The organism is Pantoea sp. PNA 03-3 (assembly GCF_003201175.1).
Classification (GTDB): domain Bacteria; phylum Pseudomonadota; class Gammaproteobacteria; order Enterobacterales; family Enterobacteriaceae; genus Pantoea; species Pantoea stewartii.
This window is the reverse complement of sequence record NZ_QICO01000003.1, coordinates 1-17,222: the sequence shown is the minus strand read 5'-3', so window position 1 is coordinate 17,222 and position 17,222 is coordinate 1. Positions and strand designations below refer to the sequence as shown.

The window sequence follows — 17,222 nt, the reverse complement described above, 5'->3', positions numbered from 1 at the left end:
TACCCTTCCAGTAGCCGTTATCACTGACGTTGGATAAGCGGTTGAACTTTATTATCAATGGCCTCACGTGCACGGAAAATACGTGACCTTACCGTGCCCACCGGGCAATCCATAATGACGGCGATCTCTTCATAGCTCAGACCGTCAAGTTCCCTGAGGGTAATTGCCATTCGCAAGTCCTCAGGAAGCGCCTCAATGGTACGAAAGACGATTTGTTTCAGTTCGTCAGACAACATTAAGTTCTCAGGGTTCGAAATTTCTTTTAACGCACCCGCACTTTCGAAATTTTCCGCATCAATTGCATCAACATCGCTGGAAGGCGGACGGCGTCCCTGAGCAACCAGATAGTTTTTGGCTGTATTCACGGCAATCCGATACAGCCAGGTGTAAAACGCGCTATCGCCACGGAAAGAATCCAGTGCCCGATACGCCTTAATAAATGATTCCTGAACGACGTCAGGCACATCGCCTGAAGGCACATACCGTGAGACCAGGCTCGCGACTTTATGCTGGTAACGGATCACCAGTAAGTTGAAAGCTTTTTGATCCCCCTTCTGAACCCGTTCAACCAGAACCTGGTCCGCTAACTGCTCGCTCATCCGAGGTAAAGTCTCCCCAAATACTTTCTTATGCGTTAAGGAACTGCCAGCACACAGCTATTGAGCAAGCATGCGCTTTGAGTCATTACGTGGCGAAAAGTTCATTTTCGGCCGCTTTGCTGCAGGATTACACAGTTTGTTGATTTTCGTTCAATGTAACACGCGCAAATCGCAGGCAGAGTAACCTATGACAGCCGCTTTTTCATCTTTAAATCCTTGTATTCGATTAAGTTTGGTATGAAAAACAGATTTTAAACGGTTAAATGACTAACCATTTGATATATCTCATAAATTAGATTTAGTCCGCTATTACGCCTGCTTGCGTGTTCAAAATACTTCACAAAAAACCATCAAAGGCTTATGCTCGGGTCATTCTTGTTTAGTAAATTAAACACTATGACAACATTCTCCCCCTCAGATTATCAGTGTGATGTGCTTATTGTGGGCAGCGGTGCGGCGGGACTGTCACTGGCGTTGCGGCTGGCCTCGCATTACCGGGTCACTGTGCTCAGTAAAGCGCAGGTTAATGAAGGCTCAACGCTGTATGCGCAGGGCGGCATTGCGGCAGTGTTTGATGAAACTGACAGCGTGGATTCTCACGTTGAAGACACGCTGATTGCCGGGGCGGGCTTGTGCGATCGTGAGGCCGTTTCATTTGTCGCCAGCAATGCGCGGCACTGCGTGCAGTGGCTGATCGATCATGGCGTGGCGTTTGATACCGATCCTCAGGCCGGCGGTGAAATGCGTTACCACCTGACGCGAGAAGGCGGCCACAGCCATCGCCGTATTCTGCACAGCGCCGACGCCACCGGCCGGGAAGTGGAAACCACGCTGGTCGGCCAGGCGTTGCGTCATCCGAATATCCGCATCCTGGAACGCACTAACGCGGTGGATCTGATCCTGTCAGACAAACTGGGCTTACCGGGCCCCCGCCGGGTAATGGGGGCCTGGATCTGGAACCGCAATCGCGAACGGGTCGAAACCTGCCAGGCGCGCGCCGTCGTGCTCGCCACGGGCGGCGCGGCCAAAGTTTATCAGTACACCACGAATCCTGATGTCGCCTCTGGTGACGGCATTGCGATGGCCTGGCGAGCAGGATGCCGGGTCGCTAACCTGGAATTTAACCAGTTTCACCCTACCTGCCTGTTTCATCCGCAGGCGCAAAACTTTCTGCTGACGGAAGCCCTGCGCGGCGAAGGCGCCTGGCTGGTGCGGCCCGATGGTTCGCGGTTTATGCCTGACTTCGACGAACGCGCGGAGCTGGCCCCGCGCGATATCGTCGCCCGCGCCATCGATCATGAAATGAAACGGCTGGGCGTAGACTGCATGTATCTGGATATCAGCCACCAGCCGCCGGCCTTCATCCGTTCCCACTTCCCGATGATTTACGAAAAACTGCTGACCTTTGGCTTTGATCTGACAAAGGACAGAATCCCTGTGGTGCCCGCCGCGCATTACACCTGTGGTGGCGTGGTCGTCGATCGGCATGGCCGCACCGACATCGATTGTTTATATGCAATCGGTGAAGTCAGTTATACCGGGCTGCACGGTGCCAACCGCCTCGCCTCAAATTCTGTCCTGGAGTGTCTGGTATATGGCTGGTCTGCCGCGGAGGATCTGATGCGGATCTTACCTGAAACGGAGACCGTAGATCGTTTACCGGCCTGGGATGAAAGCCAGGTGGATGATGCCGATGAGCGCGTGGTCATTCAGCATAACTGGCATGAACTACGGCTGTTTATGTGGGATTATGTCGGCATTGTCCGTACCACTAAGCGGCTGGAACGCGCGTTGCGCCGCATCAGCCTGCTTCAACAGGAAATCGACGAGTACTATCGCCACTTCCGGCTGTCAAACAACCTGCTGGAACTGCGCAACCTGGTACAGGTGGCAGAGCTGATGGTGCGTTGTGCGCTGCAACGCAAAGAGAGCCGCGGGCTGCATTTTATTCGCGACTATCCCGATACGCTGGCGGAAGCGCAACCGACCGTCCTGCAGCCCGGCGATCACATAAACAAATAGAAGTCACGCGTCAGGCTTTGCCAGGCGTCAGAATACTGCCGGTCGGCATCGCGGATAGCCAGGCGTTCAAACAGGGTTTCACCCGGACTGGGTGAAAACCCCAGCAATACACGATGCGGCGGACGGTGAGCATATTCCGCCACATCGAAGCGAAAGCGCAGATGCCAGCCCTCCGATTGTGCCTGCGCAATCACCTCCTGCCCTGTCGTCTCAGGCAATATCACACAAAAGAAGCCCTCTTCTTCTATGAGCAACGCTGCGCAACGTAATAAGGTCTGATGGTTTAAGGTACCGGTCGCGCGTGCGCTGTCGCGTGCCGACGTTGAGCAGGCCACGCCAGGTGCAAAGTAAGGCGGATTACTGACGATCAGTGAATAGCGCGTATTGCTGTTTTCCGCCCACTGCGCGATATCCTGTTGATGAACATTAATACGCGCAGCCCAGGGTGACTGACAGGCATTCTCGCTGGCCTGTTGCGCAGCGTCGGCATCGAGCTCCACCGCATCGATCACCACATCAGAATGCGTTCGCTGGGCCAGCATCAGCGCAATCAGGCCCGAACCGGTACCGATATCAAGGATGCGCTTTACCCCGGCGACCGGTGCCCACGCGCCCAGCAGAATGCCATCAGTACCGACCTTCATTGCACAGCGATCGTGTGCGACAAAAAACTGCTTGAAGGTAAACCCGTTCTTTTTTAACTGCGGCCGCGCCTGCGGCTTGTCCTGCATCATACTCAGCGACCATTCACCTGTTTTTCTGCCGTATAGCTGGCGCCAAGTGTAACGTGCCAGGTTGGGGAATTCACGCCGTTGACGTAATCTGACGCAGTCAATACCGATAAACAGATGAAGATTATGTCCGATCTGTCTATAATCAGCGCCCCAAACTGAGGTAGAACATGACCGTAACCACATTTTCCGAACTTGAACTCGACGAAAGCCTGCTTGAAGCGCTGCAGGAGAAAGGCTATACGCGCCCGACAGCAATTCAGGCTGCTGCCATTCCCCCCGCGCTGGAGGGCCGCGACGTTCTGGGTTCGGCACCTACCGGGACCGGGAAAACCGCCGCGTATTTATTACCGGCGTTGCAGCACCTGCTCGATTTTCCACGCAAGAAGTCTGGCCCGCCACGTATTTTAATTTTAACGCCCACCCGTGAACTGGCGATGCAGGTTGCCGACCAGGCGCGGGAACTGGCGAAACATACGCATCTGGATATCGCCACTATTACCGGCGGCGTGGCCTTTATGAACCACGCCGAAGTGTTCAGCGAAAATCAGGACGTTGTGGTTGCCACCACCGGCCGACTGCTGCAGTACATCAAAGAAGAAAACTTTGACTGCCGCGCAGTGGAAACGCTGATTCTGGATGAAGCAGACCGCATGCTGGACATGGGCTTTGCCCAGGATATCGAAACCATCGCGGGTGAAACGCGCTGGCGTAAACAGACAATGCTGTTCTCCGCTACGCTGGAAGGCGAGCATATTAAAGATTTTGCCGAGCGCCTGCTCAACGAACCGGTTGAACTGGAAGCCGATCCCAGCCGTCGCGAGCGTAAGAAAATTCAGCAGTGGTATCACCGCGCCGACGATCTTGAGCACAAAACCAAACTGCTGGTTCACCTGTTAAAGCAGCCGGAAGTGACCCGATCCATTGTGTTTGTGCGTAAACGTGAACGCCTGCATGAACTGGTCAGCTGGCTGCATGATGCCGGAATCCGCACCAGCTACCTGGAAGGGGAAATGGTCCAGGCTAAACGCAACGAGGCGATTAAACGTCTGGTGGAAGGTCGGGTAAACGTGCTGGTCGCCACCGATATCGCCGCACGCGGGATTGACGTGGAGGATGTGAGCCACGTGATTAACTTCGATATGCCACGCACGGCGGATACCTATCTGCACCGCATCGGCCGTACGGGCCGTGCCGGTCGTAAAGGCATCGCCATTTCGCTGGTCGAGGCCCATGACCATCTGCTGCTGGGTAAAGTCAGCCGCTACGTTGACGAGCCGATTAAAGCACGGGTGATTGACGAGCTGCGTCCGGTCACGCGTGCGCCTTCGCCAAAAACCACCGGAAAACCGTCGAAAAAGGCGCTTGCGAAGCGTGCAGAGCGAAAAGCCAAAGAAGAAGAGAAACCGCGGGTGAAAAAACGCCATCGCGATCTTAAAAATGTCGGTAAACGCCGCAAGCCAAGTGGCAGCTCATCCGGCAGTGAGAATGCGGAATAAAACAGCACGCTTCTAAAAAAATCGCCTCCTGAGAGGCGATTTTTCATTGTTCAGGTGGCTAAAGCCCGGTTTCGTCTCCATTCAGCATCAAACATCATAAAGCCGCCCGGCTGGATATTTCACCCGATGACAGTCATGTTCTATCTGTCTGTTAACGCGTAGGAATTTGTCCTTCTGGCGCTGCGTTTTATTTCAGCACACAGGCAGTTTATAAACTTTCCGTAAAGGTACGGGCAATGACGTCACGCTGTTGTTCAGGCGTCAGCGAATTAAAGCGCACGGCATACCCGGAAACACGAATGGTCAGCTGCGGATACTTCTCAGGATGTTTCACGGCGTCTTCCAGCGTTTCACGGCGCAGGACGTTAACGTTTAAGTGCTGCCCGCCTTCCACGCGCACCTGGGGTTTAATCTCGACCGGTACTTCACGGTAAGCCATGTCCCCTAACTCACCAATCGCGACAATCTGATCGTCCTGATAGCCTGCTACGGCACACAGACAACGTGCCTGAGCGGTTTCTTCATCTAACAGCCAGAACGAATTCACTAAGGCCGGATTGTGTGACTGGGTAATTTGAATACCTGTGATCATCTCAGTTTCTCCTGCAAGGCATTGGCTGGACCAATACCGTCAATAAATCAATGATGAGCAACTGGTATATCACTCGCTCATGACGTTAGTTTTGACCTGAATCAAGTACAATCGGGCACTTTTTGGCCACATTGCTAAGCGATTGATTTTTAAAACGTAGCGGGACTACATTTTATTGAATTTTTAAAATAATTTTAGGCTTCATGTCTGGATACTGAACAGCTAAGCTTAGCGTTCAGAACACAAGGGAGTTGATTATGGCTGCAAAGCTGACCTGGCACGATGTGCTGGCTGAAGAGAAAGAGAAGCCCTATTTCATTGAAACCCTGAAACAGGTCGCCAACCAGCGGGCTGCAGGCGTGACCGTTTATCCGCCGCAAAAAGACGTGTTTAATGCCTTTCGCTTAACGGAGTTAGGCGATGTGAAAGTGGTGATTTTGGGTCAGGATCCTTACCACGGGCCGAATCAGGCACATGGTCTGGCTTTTTCTGTATTACCGGGCGTGCCCATTCCGCCTTCCCTTCAGAACATGTATAAAGAGCTGCAGCAGGATATTCCGGGCTTTGAGAAACCCAGTCATGGCTATCTGGCCAGCTGGGCAGAGCAAGGCGTGCTGTTGCTGAATACCGTGTTAACGGTGGAAGCGGGCAAAGCGCATTCTCATGCCCGGCTGGGCTGGGAAACCTTTACCGACAGGGTGATTGACGCGATTAACGCGCAGCGTGAAGGGGTAATCTTTTTACTGTGGGGTTCGCATGCGCAGAAGAAAGGCAGCATCATTGATCGCCAGCGCCATCATGTGTTGCAGGCACCGCATCCTTCTCCCCTTTCGGCACACCGCGGCTTTTTTGGCTGCCAGCATTTCTCAAAAACTAACGCCCTGTTAAAAGAAAGCGGCAGAGATCCTATTGACTGGACACCGGTTTTACCTGAACCGGCAGCCTGAACACAACGGCCGCGTCAGTGCGCGGCCGTTGTGAGATGAGGCTACAATCAGGCTTTCGCCTTGGCCACTGCAACCATGGCCGGACGCAGTAGACGCCCATTCAGGGTATAACCGCGTTGCATCACCATCATCACGTGGTTAGGCTCGACCTCGTCAGATTCCATCATCGACATCGCCTGATGGACTTCAGGGTTGAACGGCACGCCGGTTTCACCGACCACTTCAACACCGAATTTACGCACTGCGCCCAGCAGCGATTTCAGCGTCAGCTCAATGCCTTCCACCATCGAAGCGGATTTCTCATCTTCTTTGTTCGCCAGCTCCAGCGCACGCTCCAGGCTGTCAATCACCGGAAGCAGCTCGTTGGCAAACTTCTCCAGCGCAAATTTGTGCGCTTTTTCAATGTCCATCTCGGTACGACGACGCACATTTTCAATCTCTGCCTGTGCACGCAGCTGCGCGTCACGCACGCCGTTCTGCAACTGCGCTAACTCAGCTTCGAGCTGAGCGATGCGCTCATCACGCGGATCCACCTCACCTGCTGTCTCCGCGTCCTGAGGTTGCTGTTGTTCCTGTTGAATTTCGTCTGAGACTTGCTCGTTTGGGGTGTTCTGTTCTTTACTACTCATGAATTTCTCCGCGTTTTGCACATTCACTTCGCTGGTTGGCTTATTATGGGGATTGGTTTGGCGGTTTCAAGGGAACACGTCACATCATCGTGCCGATTTGGCTTATGAGGAAGACCCACTCGATGAACAAACACTTTAACTGCATTGGAATTGTGGGCCATCCACGCCATCCCACCGCGCTCACCACGCATGAAATGCTGTGCCGCTGGCTGACCGGCAAGGGCTACCGTGTCATTGTCGAACAGCAGATTGCGCAGGAACTCTCACTGGACGATGTCCAGACTGGCACGCTGGCAGAAATCGGCCAGCAGGCGGATTTAGCCGTCGTGGTCGGCGGTGACGGTAATATGCTTGGCGCAGCCAGAGTTCTGGCGCGGTATGACATAAAAGTGATTGGCATCAACCGCGGCAATCTGGGATTTCTGACGGATCTGGATCCGGATAACGCGCACCATCAGCTTGATGACGTGCTGAACGGCAATTATTTTGTGGAAAGCCGCTTTCTGCTGGAAGCGCAGGTCTGCAAAACCGACTGTTCACCCCGCATCGGCAGCGCGATTAATGAAGTGGTACTCCATCCGGGCAAAGTCGCCCACATGATCGAGTTTGAAGTGTACATTGATGAGGTATTTGCCTTTTCACAGCGCTCAGACGGCCTGATCATTTCTACACCGACCGGATCTACGGCCTATTCCCTGTCCGCAGGGGGCCCGATCTTAACGCCGTCGCTGGACGCGATAACGATTGTGCCCATGTTTCCGCACACCTTATCGGCCCGGCCTCTGGTGATTAACAGCAGCAGCACCATTCGCCTGCGCTTTTCGGCCCGCCGCAACGACCTGGAAATCAGCTGCGACAGCCAGATTGCGCTGCCTATTCAGGAAGGGGAAGATGTGCTGGTCCGCCGCAGCGAAAACCATCTCAATCTTATCCATCCCAAAAACTACAGCTATTTCAACACGCTGAGTTCCAAACTGGGCTGGTCAAAAAAATTGTTCTGAAAGTGAGCGCGCCCTCTTTACTGGATAAAAAACCAGTTTATACTGTATGAAAAACCATATGTGTTTATTCATACAGGTGACGCTATGCTGGCACAACTGACCATCAGCAATTTCGCTATCGTTCGTGAGCTCGACATTGATTTTCAACGTGGCATGACGGCCATTACCGGTGAAACCGGTGCCGGTAAATCTATTGCTATCGATGCGCTCGGATTGTGCCTCGGCGGTCGCGCGGATGCCGATATGGTGCGTCAGGGTGCCAACCGCGCAGATTTATGCGCGCGCTTTCAAATCAAAGCCTCGCCTTCCGCTCAGCGCTGGCTCAGCGACAACCAACTGGATGATGGCAATGAGTGCCTGTTGCGCCGCGTGATCAGTGCCGATGGCCGCTCACGCGGTTTTATTAACGGCACGGCGGTTCCGCTTTCACAGCTTCGCGATTTAGGCCAGTTGCTGATTCAGATTCATGGCCAGCACGCGCACCAGTTGCTGCTCAAGCCCGACCATCAAAAACACCTGCTGGATGCCTATGCCGGGCATGACGCGCTGCTGGTTGAGATGCGTGCGGCGTATCAGACCTGGCATCAGAGCTGCCGTACTCTGGCGCAGCATCAGCAGCAGGCGCAGGAACGTGAATCCCGTCGCGAATTACTGCAGTACCAGCTCAAAGAACTGAACGAGTTTGCCCCGCAGGCAGGTGAGTTCGAGCAGATCGACGAAGAATACAAACGCCTGGCCAACAGCGGACAGCTGCTTTCAACCAGCCAGCAGGCACTTCAGCTTCTGGCGGACAGCGATGACACCAACCTCAACAGTATGCTGTACAGCGCACGCCAGATGCTGTCAGAGCTTACCGCACTGGATGACAAGGTCAGCGGGGTTTATAACCTGCTGGAAGAAGCGGCCATTCAGTTGAGCGAAGCCAGCGACGAACTGCGTCACTACTGCGACAGCCTCGATCTGGATCCCAATCGCCTTTATGAACTGGAACAGCGTATCTCGCGGCAAATCGCGCTGGCGCGTAAGCACCATGTCACGCCGGAAGGCTTACCCGCTCTTCATCAGCAATTGCTGGATGAAGCAGAGTTGTTATCCCAGCAGGAAAGCGATCAGGAAAGTCTGCAAACGTTGGTCACCGAACATTATCAGGCGGCCTTACAGTGCGCGGAACGACTGCACGAACAACGTAGCCGCTTTGCGGATGAGCTTCAGCAGTTAATTACCCAGAGCATGCATTTGCTTTCGATGCCGCACGGCCGCTTTGCCATCGACCTGGTGTTTAATCCCGATCAGTTAACGGCGGATGGCGCAAGCCGCATTGATTTCCAGGTGACGACCAACCCCGGGCAGCCTTTACAGCCGTTGGGCAAAGTTGCTTCCGGCGGTGAGCTGTCACGCATTGCGTTGGCCATTCAGGTGATTACGGCCCGCAAGATGGAAACCCCGGCGATGATCTTTGACGAAGTTGACGTGGGCATCAGCGGCCCTACCGCCGCCGTCGTCGGCAAGATGTTGCGCCAGTTGGGCGAATCAACACAGGTGATGTGCGTTACGCATCTGCCGCAGGTCGCCGGTTGCGGACATCAGCACTTCTTTGTCAGCAAAGAGACTGACGGCGAAATGACGGAAACCCATATGCAGCCGCTGGACAAGCGCGCACGTTTGCAGGAACTGGCGCGTTTACTGGGCGGCAGCGAGGTCACCCGCAACACGCTGGCTAATGCTAAAGAACTTTTAGCCGCCTGATATGCACTTTTTTAACACAGCGTGGTCATATGCATGCTCTGTAGAGGTTTCCAATAGCGAAAAGGTTTATTATCATCGACAGCTATTGTCGCCTGAATAATAAAGCCTGCCGCAGGCAGAGTTCAGAATTTGATGGCAGAAGAACAGCCTGTAAAAGGCGTTTGGCCCCAGAAAAGGAATGTATAGATGCGCTGTAAAACGCTGACTGCCGCGGCAGTGGTAATGTTGATGATGACCGCCGGATGCTCCACTTTAGAGCGCGTGGTTTATCGTCCCGATATCAATCAGGGAAACTATCTGGTTGCCAATGATGTTGCCAAGATTCATACCGGCATGACTCAGCAGCAGGTGGCCTATACACTGGGTACGCCGATGATGAAAGATCCGTTTGGTAGCAATGTCTGGTACTACGTATTCCGTCAGGAACCTGGCCATGAGAAGGTCAAACAGCAGACACTGACGTTGACCTTCGACCGCAGCGGTGTGCTGACCAACATCGACAATAAACCTGCCCTGTCCTCGCAAGAAGGCTAACGGTTGATCCTGACCGTCGCCATCGCGGCGGTGATTAACCCGCAGAAAGCAAAAAGGCGCTCATCAGCGCCTTTTTCATGTTCTTCGATCTGACCGGTTATTTCTTGCTGCTGGCCGCGCGTTCTGCGCGTTGACGACGCAGTTCTTTCGGGTCGGCAATCAGCGGGCGGTAGATCTCAACCCGATCGCCTTCCTGCACGACATCCGTCAGTTTCACCGGGTGGCTGTAAATGCCCACTTTATTGCTGGCAAGATCGATATCAGGCCGCAGTTCAAGCAAACCCGATTTTTTGATGGCCTGCTCGACCGTACTGCCCTCTTCCAGCTTTACGTACTGCTGATACTGTTTTTCAGGCAGGGCGTACACCACCTCAACCGAGATATCAGGCACTGTAAACCTCTTTGGCGCGTTGCGTGAACGCCTGCACCATGCTGTTCGCCAGTTCTTTGAAGATGCGACCGAATGCCATTTCAACCAGCATATTGGTGAACTCGAACTCCAGGCTTAGTTCGACCTTACAGGCATCATCGCCGAGATCGATAAAGCGCCATCCGCCGGTCAGCTTGCGGAACGGGCCGTCGACCAGCTGCATATGAATGCTCTGGTTGTCGGTCAGCGTATTACGGGTAGTAAAGGTTTTACTGATGCCCGCTTTAGACACGTCGACTGACGCCGTCATCTGATTTTCAGAGGCATCCAGCACGCGGCTACCGGTGCAGCCCGGCAGAAACTGCGGGTAGGCATCGACATCGTTTACGAGTTGGTACATTTGTCCGGCGCTAAAGGGGACCAGCGCCGAACGACTAATCTGAGCCATAATGGTTCCTGTTCGTCACAAAACCGCTAAATAATAGCATTTTCAGCGATTAAACAAAAATTCCTCATTGTCATGGTGTGCTAGAATACCCTGTTTCCTGCTGCCCCGCTGGACTGGGGATGCGATAACCGACCAAGTGATGTAAAATACGCGGCATTATGACAAAGAAAAAAGCACACAAACCCGGTTCTGCCACCATTGCCATGAACAAGCGCGCCCGCCACGAATACTTCATTGAAGAAGAGTTCGAAGCCGGTTTGTCGCTACAGGGATGGGAAGTTAAATCACTCCGTGCAGGTAAAGCGAACATCAGCGACAGCTACATTTTGCTGCGCGATGGCGAAGCCTATCTGTTCGGCTCAACCTTCCAGCCGCTCGCCGTGGCTTCAACGCACGTAGTCTGCGATCCTACCCGCAGCCGTAAACTGCTGTTGAAAAAGCGTGAGCTGGATTCACTGTATGGCCGCGTTAATCGCGAGGGCTATACCGTTGTTGCGCTGTCGCTCTACTGGAAAAACGCCTGGTGTAAGTTAAAAATCGGCGTGGCTCGCGGTAAGAAAGAACACGACAAGCGTAACGACATCAAAGATCGTGAATGGCAAATGGACAAAGCGCGTATTATGAAGAATGCCAATCGTTAAATACTGGAATTCGATACGCTTTTTTGCTAGTATTTGAAGTTCTGGGGCTGATTCTGGATTCGACGGGATTGTGAAGCCTTAGGAGCATGCCGAGGGGCGGTTGGCCTCGTAAAAAGCCGCAAAAAAATAGTCGCAAACGACGAAAACTACGCTTTAGCAGCTTAATAACCTGCTGAGAGCCCTCTCTCCCTAGCCTCCGCTCTTAGGACGGGGATCAAGAGAGGTCAAACCCAAAAGAGATCGCGTGGATGCCCTGCCTGGGGTTGAAGCGTTAAACTTAATCAGGCTAGTCTGTCAGTGGCGTGTCCGTCCGCAGCTGACCGGCGAATGTAAAGACTGGACTAAGCATGTAGTGCCGACGGTGTAGTAATTTCGGACGCGGGTTCAACTCCCGCCAGCTCCACCAAAATTCTTCAAAGATGGTTCCAGTGCCATCCGCAGAAGTCCTGAAAGCCCGCACGGCACAAGCCCTGCGGGCTTTTTTGTGTCTGTAACCTTCCGAGACGATTCGCCTGAATCCAGAGATAATTGGTACACGAATTGGTACACGTTATAATGTGTACCAAAAACGTGTACCAATTATGGACGGAAACCAGTCATGGCGCGGATGACACGCCCACTCACCAATAACGAAATCCTCAAAGCTAAGCCTCAAGAGAAAGACTTCACGCTGCACGATGGCGACGGGCTTTTCATGCTCGTCAAAACATCCGGTAAGAAGCTATGGCGTTTTCGCTACCAGCGGCCAGAAAGCAGCAGTCGTACAAATCTCAGCCTAGGTTCTTATCCTGCCCTTCCGCTCGCTGTCGCACGCCAAATGCGTGACCAGTATCTGACGCTGCTTGCACAAGGGGTCGACCCGCAGAAGCAGCAAGAGGAAGTATCAGAGCAACGGCAAATTGAACTGGATAGCATTTTTTCGGTTATGGCCGGGCGGTGGTTCCTGATTAAAATCAAAAGTGTCACTGAGGATTACGCGAAGGATATTTGGCGATCGCTGGAAAAGGATATCTTTCCCGCTATTGGTGAAATTCCTGTCCAGCTACTCAAAGCCAGAACGATCGTTGAAGCACTGGAGCCAATTAAAGCTCGCGGGGCGCTTGAGACAGTTCGCCGGTTAGTGCAGCGCATTAATGAGATTATGATTTATGCAGTCAACACAGGGTTGATTGATGCAAACCCCGCTTCTGGCGTTGGTATGGCTTTTGAAAAGCCAAAAAAACAAAACATGCCAACATTGCGACCGGAAGAATTGCCTAAGCTAATGCGTTCTCTACTAATGTCAAATTCCAACTCGCTGCCTAATCGAATGGCAACTTCTGACGCTCGTTCGCCCTTCAGAGGCTTCAGGCACTCGCTGGAAAGAAATTGATCTTGGTACAAAGCTCTGGACAATTCCAGCCGATCGGATGAAAGCTAAACGCGAACATATTGTTCCTTTATCGCCCCAAGCATTAGAGATTCTGGAAGTGATGATGCCAATCAGCGCTCATCGCGAACATGTTTTTCCCAGCAGGAATGATCCAAAGCAATCCATGAATAGCCAAACGGCAAATGCTGCTTTAAAAAGGATTGGCTACAGTGGTAAGTTAGTAGCTCATGGATTGCGTTCCATAGCCAGCACATGCATGAACGAAGCTGAATTTAATCCCGATGTTATTGAAGCTGCATTGGCTCATACTGAAGCCAACGAAGTGCGAAGAGCATACAATCGCTCAACTTATGTTGAGCATAGGATTCAACTAATGGAATGGTGGGGTTTGGAATGTTCAAAATCTAAATTCACAAATTAGAACTTTGATTATCTGATGATTTTTATTTTTTAATTAATTGCTATACATGGAGTTAATATGGATATGAATTTCTTCAAGAGCGCACTGAAATATAATACCCCACTTACAATTTTATCGGTGCTTATACTGTACCTTCTTAAACCAATATTTGATAACATACAGTTCATTTCGAACAACCCAACTATCTCTCTAATTTTTTTTCTAATTTCCATCAATTCTGTAGTCCTCATTATACTTTATACAAATAAGGAAAAAAGCACATCTCAACCTTCAGAACCTGTAAGCATCCAAGACAACGAAATAATTGGAAACAAAGCTAAAGACATAAACATCCTGTCCCCGGGAAATATAGCTGGCAATAAAATCAACGATAACGAAGCTGAGGGCGATCTTAACATTGGGCAAGGCTTCAAACATGGAGAAAAATAACCAACTAAATATCGATAATAATGAAATAAAAGATAATAATGCTGGTAGAGATTTCAATATAGGAACAAACATAAGTTTCAACGAAGTCAAAACTAAAAGCAACGCTCTTGCTAACCTTCTGATCAGGTCCAAACAGTTATGCGAAACTGACCAAGAATATCGTTACATGCTTGAAGAACTCGAGGAGTACCTTAACCCCCGGCCTGGCAGAAAAATCATAGGGTTAGAAGGAAAACTTAAAGAAGGAAATAGACTAGATCTTCTTGAAGATGCTATGTACCTTGAGAATAAGTTTGCACGTAGAGTTACAAAACATCAGTTCTCTATTTCAGAAGAGATAATCTATTGCCATTGTCTCAGTAAAATCAACTCCTCTTTTTCACATCATGTCAAACCACTGTTTAAAAACACAGTAAACACTGCTATAATAGACAGAGTCATATATGACAAAATAGTTGAACCGCTTTATGAGGAAGTCTCTGAAGTTAGTACAGCTATTTCAATCGAGTTAATTAGAGGAATGATTTTCTTTTTAACTGGTAAATGTCACTTACGGTGGGTTGGTTAATGATAATTTATCATCCATTTAAAGATGCAAATCATTGCTCATATAGGATCATTAGTTTGCTTTATCAAAATAAGAATAAAGTTAGCGATGAGGCTATTAAATTCATGGATTTTTACTATCTATTCCCAGAACAACTCAAAATATTTGCGGATGGCCGCGTTCCAACTCAAAAATAGCAAAAAAAATAGGCCTAATTGAAAGCCCTTATGAATTCATGGAAAACCCTCGTCGTATTTTTTTTGAATTAAACATCATTAGAAAAAACACATTAGCACATTTATTTTCTAAGGGGATAATTTCATTTTCTGAAGATGGCTTGATTCTTCATGAAAATAAAATACCACAGCCACTTATTAATACTTTAGAAGAAGACATTTTCCGTGCCAGTTTTGAGTTCTCGGTAATACGCAATGAATTACTAAAACTACCAGTAAAAGGGAAAAATGGTCTTAAAGCAAAAACTAATTTAATGGAATATCGATATGATTAGTAATCCTTCATACTTAAAAATCAATAGATTGGTAATTACAAAGGGTGGTCAGCAACTATACGATGAAACCTTTCATGATGGAGTCAATATCATTAGAGGTGAACACTCTGTAGGTAAATCAACCATTCTGGATATGATTTTCTACGTTTTAGGTGGAGAATTGAAAAAAGATGATTGGAAATACCCAGTTGATGAGTGTTCAAATGTAAACGCTGAAATTACGATTAACGGTAGGATTTTCACCTTAACCAGAGTTATTGATTCAACTGGCGGCGTCCCTCACATTAAAATATATGATGGAAAATATGATATTGCAATGAAGGACGCTGATGGATGGAGTGATTATGGCTCACGTCGTACTAGCGATAAATTAAGTTTTTCAGAAATGATGTTTGAATTATTTAATTGGGGTCAATATAAATCTGATGATTATCAAAACCTAACAATGCATCAAATCCTGAGACTTATTTACCTTAGTCAATCTTCTGATTCAAACAGGATTTTCCGAAAAGAGTTTAGTCGTTCTGATAATGAAAATACCCGAATTGCAATTGCTGAATTCCTTTTTGGTCTAGATGATTTAGAGACCCACTCTTATCGACAAAATTTATTAAAATTCGAACGAGATCATGAAAATAGCAGCGCTGAATTAAAAGCTTATTTTGAGTTGCTTGGCAATGATGCAGATCTCACCGTTGAAAAAATAAATGAAAAGATCATTGAAAAAACCGATGAACTAAAAGAAATCGAAAATAAAAAATCAGAATTATTAGAATCACCTAATAATCCAGAAGATGTTGAAGAGCATAATTTAACTATTGAAAGAAATTCAGCAATAGTTAAAATCCAGTCCCTAACAAATAAAATATCCTTAACTAACAATGAATTAGAAGAATTCAAAATTGAAATACAGGATTGCATTTTATTTGGCAGAAGTCTAACTCATAGAATGAAATCATTAAATGAATCAAAGGATACTTATAGCGCGCTTGGTAAAATCTCTTTCGAGTTCTGTCCTTGCTGCTTAACGCCAGTAACTGATAATACTGAAAACAAAACTGGATGTGCGCTATGCAAATCGACAGAAGAGACGACATCACTTGAAGAGAAATACATTGAATCACTAAATGAACTTCAATACCAGCAACGCCAAAATGAAAAAATAATAGTGTCGCTTTCTGAAAAGAAAGAATATCTTGAAGGACGTTTACTTGAACTTAATCAAGAATTACAGTTCCTTCAAAATCGATTATTTGAAATAAGCTTGGTTTCAAACTCTCGCGAACTTGCAATAACTTCAATAATTGAAGAAAGGACTATGAAACTAATCGAAATAAATTCGTTACAGGATAAATTAGAACCGGCATCTAAGGTTGACGACTTGAAGAAAAAACGTGAACACCTTAATGAACAAATAGCAAACTGCCGAACGAACATAGAAATTCTTGAAGCAAAAAATGCCAAGAGAAAAGAATTTGTTTACTCAAACCTTTCTGAGTTATCGACAAAAATTTTAGAAGGAGATTCAGGTAATGAAGAAAAATTCAAGACAGCTACGCAACTTTCTTCTGAAATAGATTTTGCAAAGGACCGCTGGCTGCTCAATGAACGAGTCAATTATTCTGACAGTTCAAACGTTGTTAAAAAGTCGGCTTTACATCTAGCTTTTTTGCTGTTCTCTATCAAAGATGGATATTGCAGATACCCACGTTTTTCCATTATGGATTTCGAATGCGGCGATATAAATGAAGGTCGCAGCCATAACTTGCAAAAATTAATAACTTCTAGCCTAGAGGGACTTAGTGGTTATCAATTGATTATGACAACATCTAAGATTGAGCCCTCTCTTAATAATGATAAATATGGAGTAGGACGTTATTATGATAAAAATGACTACATAATCAAAAATTGACAACAATACATATTATTTAGTAACGCTCTAAGTCAACTCTGTTAGGGCGTTACTCTCTCCACCTCAGAATTTTATACATATATCATTTTTTTCTTCCCTAGTTAACATCCCTCACCCCCCTAGAGTTAGATATACAACATTTGCCTTCCAACGCTTGCGCGCAATGCTATCCCCGCTGTAAGCATCCCGGTAAAACGAACCATTCACTTTTAGAGATCTTCCGACATACTGATTATGTCCTCTGAGGAGATCGCCATGCGTAAAGCCCGAT

The 17,222-nt window shown here is 48.8% G+C and carries 15 protein-coding genes, 1 other RNA gene and 2 pseudogenes; 12 read left to right on the top strand and 6 right to left on the bottom strand.

The window, feature by feature from the left end; all coding sequences use genetic code 11:
- Positions 1 to 20 precede the first annotated feature (20 nt).
- Complete coding sequence (gene rpoE / locus C7433_RS09925; protein ID WP_006120509.1) at positions 21 to 599, bottom strand: RNA polymerase sigma factor RpoE; 579 nt, start codon at positions 597 to 599, stop codon at positions 21 to 23.
- A gap of 360 nt (positions 600 to 959) precedes the next feature.
- Here rpoE and nadB point away from each other — a divergent pair, with 360 nt between their 5' ends.
- A complete protein-coding gene (gene nadB / locus C7433_RS09920) occupies positions 960 to 2,621 on the top strand; it encodes an L-aspartate oxidase (RefSeq protein WP_058707690.1) in 1,662 nt (553 codons plus the stop codon).
- On the opposite strand, the gene C7433_RS09915 is transcribed toward nadB, so the two are convergent.
- Positions 2,606 to 3,355: a tRNA1(Val) (adenine(37)-N6)-methyltransferase gene (locus C7433_RS09915; protein ID WP_110268113.1), complete on the bottom strand. Its 750-nt coding sequence runs from the start codon at positions 3,353 to 3,355 to the stop codon at positions 2,606 to 2,608. The two genes, nadB and C7433_RS09915, sit on opposite strands and share 16 nt — an antisense overlap.
- Positions 3,356 to 3,522: 167 nt before the next feature.
- Between C7433_RS09915 and srmB the strand changes: the two genes are divergently transcribed.
- Positions 3,523 to 4,851: an ATP-dependent RNA helicase SrmB gene (srmB, locus tag C7433_RS09910; protein WP_033740936.1), complete on the top strand. Its 1,329-nt coding sequence runs from the start codon at positions 3,523 to 3,525 to the stop codon at positions 4,849 to 4,851.
- Positions 4,852 to 5,059: 208 nt separating this feature from the next.
- Here srmB and grcA read toward each other — a convergent pair whose 3' ends face one another.
- Positions 5,060 to 5,443, bottom strand: coding sequence for an autonomous glycyl radical cofactor GrcA (gene grcA, locus C7433_RS09905; protein WP_039340033.1), 384 nt, complete (start codon positions 5,441 to 5,443; stop codon positions 5,060 to 5,062).
- A 257-nt stretch (positions 5,444 to 5,700) separates the two neighbouring features.
- Here grcA and ung point away from each other — a divergent pair, with 257 nt between their 5' ends.
- Positions 5,701 to 6,390 (top strand): uracil-DNA glycosylase, encoded by a 690-nt coding sequence (gene ung, locus C7433_RS09900; RefSeq protein WP_110268112.1) that lies wholly within the window; start codon positions 5,701 to 5,703, stop codon positions 6,388 to 6,390.
- A 47-nt stretch (positions 6,391 to 6,437) separates the two neighbouring features.
- Here ung and grpE read toward each other — a convergent pair whose 3' ends face one another.
- Positions 6,438 to 7,019 (bottom strand): nucleotide exchange factor GrpE, encoded by a 582-nt coding sequence (gene grpE / locus C7433_RS09895; protein WP_006120499.1) that lies wholly within the window; start codon positions 7,017 to 7,019, stop codon positions 6,438 to 6,440.
- 122 nt (positions 7,020 to 7,141) lie between these two features.
- Between grpE and nadK the strand changes: the two genes are divergently transcribed.
- The 3 genes from nadK to bamE all read left to right on the top strand — a co-directional run bounded on the left by nadK (position 7,142) and on the right by bamE (position 10,300).
- Positions 7,142 to 8,020: an NAD(+) kinase gene (nadK, locus tag C7433_RS23550; RefSeq protein WP_006120497.1), complete on the top strand. Its 879-nt coding sequence runs from the start codon at positions 7,142 to 7,144 to the stop codon at positions 8,018 to 8,020.
- Between the two features lie 84 nt (positions 8,021 to 8,104).
- Positions 8,105 to 9,766: a DNA repair protein RecN gene (recN, locus tag C7433_RS23545; RefSeq protein WP_054633311.1), complete on the top strand. Its 1,662-nt coding sequence runs from the start codon at positions 8,105 to 8,107 to the stop codon at positions 9,764 to 9,766.
- A gap of 186 nt (positions 9,767 to 9,952) precedes the next feature.
- Positions 9,953 to 10,300, top strand: a complete 348-nt coding sequence (gene bamE, locus C7433_RS09880) for an outer membrane protein assembly factor BamE (protein ID WP_033740942.1) — start codon at positions 9,953 to 9,955, stop codon at positions 10,298 to 10,300.
- A 97-nt stretch (positions 10,301 to 10,397) separates the two neighbouring features.
- On the opposite strand, the gene C7433_RS09875 is transcribed toward bamE, so the two are convergent.
- A complete protein-coding gene (locus C7433_RS09875) occupies positions 10,398 to 10,691 on the bottom strand; it encodes an RnfH family protein (protein WP_058707685.1) in 294 nt (97 codons plus the stop codon).
- A complete protein-coding gene (locus C7433_RS09870; protein ID WP_006120491.1) occupies positions 10,684 to 11,118 on the bottom strand; it encodes a type II toxin-antitoxin system RatA family toxin in 435 nt (144 codons plus the stop codon). Before C7433_RS09870 ends, C7433_RS09875 begins: the two co-directional genes overlap by 8 nt.
- A gap of 158 nt (positions 11,119 to 11,276) precedes the next feature.
- Here C7433_RS09870 and smpB point away from each other — a divergent pair, with 158 nt between their 5' ends.
- From smpB to C7433_RS09840, 6 genes and pseudogenes are all read left to right on the top strand, one after another.
- Positions 11,277 to 11,759 carry an SsrA-binding protein SmpB gene (smpB, locus tag C7433_RS09865; RefSeq protein ID WP_033740943.1) on the top strand — a complete coding sequence of 161 codons (483 nt, stop codon included), beginning with the start codon at positions 11,277 to 11,279 and terminating at the stop codon, positions 11,757 to 11,759.
- Positions 11,760 to 11,802: 43 nt separating this feature from the next.
- Positions 11,803 to 12,165, top strand: a transfer-messenger RNA (tmRNA) gene (gene ssrA / locus C7433_RS09860).
- A gap of 192 nt (positions 12,166 to 12,357) precedes the next feature.
- A pseudogene (locus C7433_RS09855) lies at positions 12,358 to 13,552 on the top strand (integrase domain-containing protein).
- Between the two features lie 415 nt (positions 13,553 to 13,967).
- Complete coding sequence (locus C7433_RS09845) at positions 13,968 to 14,549, top strand: ABC-three component system protein (RefSeq protein ID WP_233255772.1); 582 nt, start codon at positions 13,968 to 13,970, stop codon at positions 14,547 to 14,549.
- A pseudogene (locus C7433_RS24115) lies at positions 14,525 to 15,039 on the top strand (ABC-three component system middle component 5). The gene C7433_RS09845 and the pseudogene C7433_RS24115 overlap by 25 nt, the downstream one beginning before the upstream one ends.
- A complete protein-coding gene (locus tag C7433_RS09840) occupies positions 15,032 to 16,951 on the top strand; it encodes an AAA family ATPase (protein ID WP_110268110.1) in 1,920 nt (639 codons plus the stop codon). Before C7433_RS24115 ends, C7433_RS09840 begins: the two are co-directional and overlap by 8 nt.
- The last annotated feature ends 271 nt before the right edge of the window (positions 16,952 to 17,222 follow it).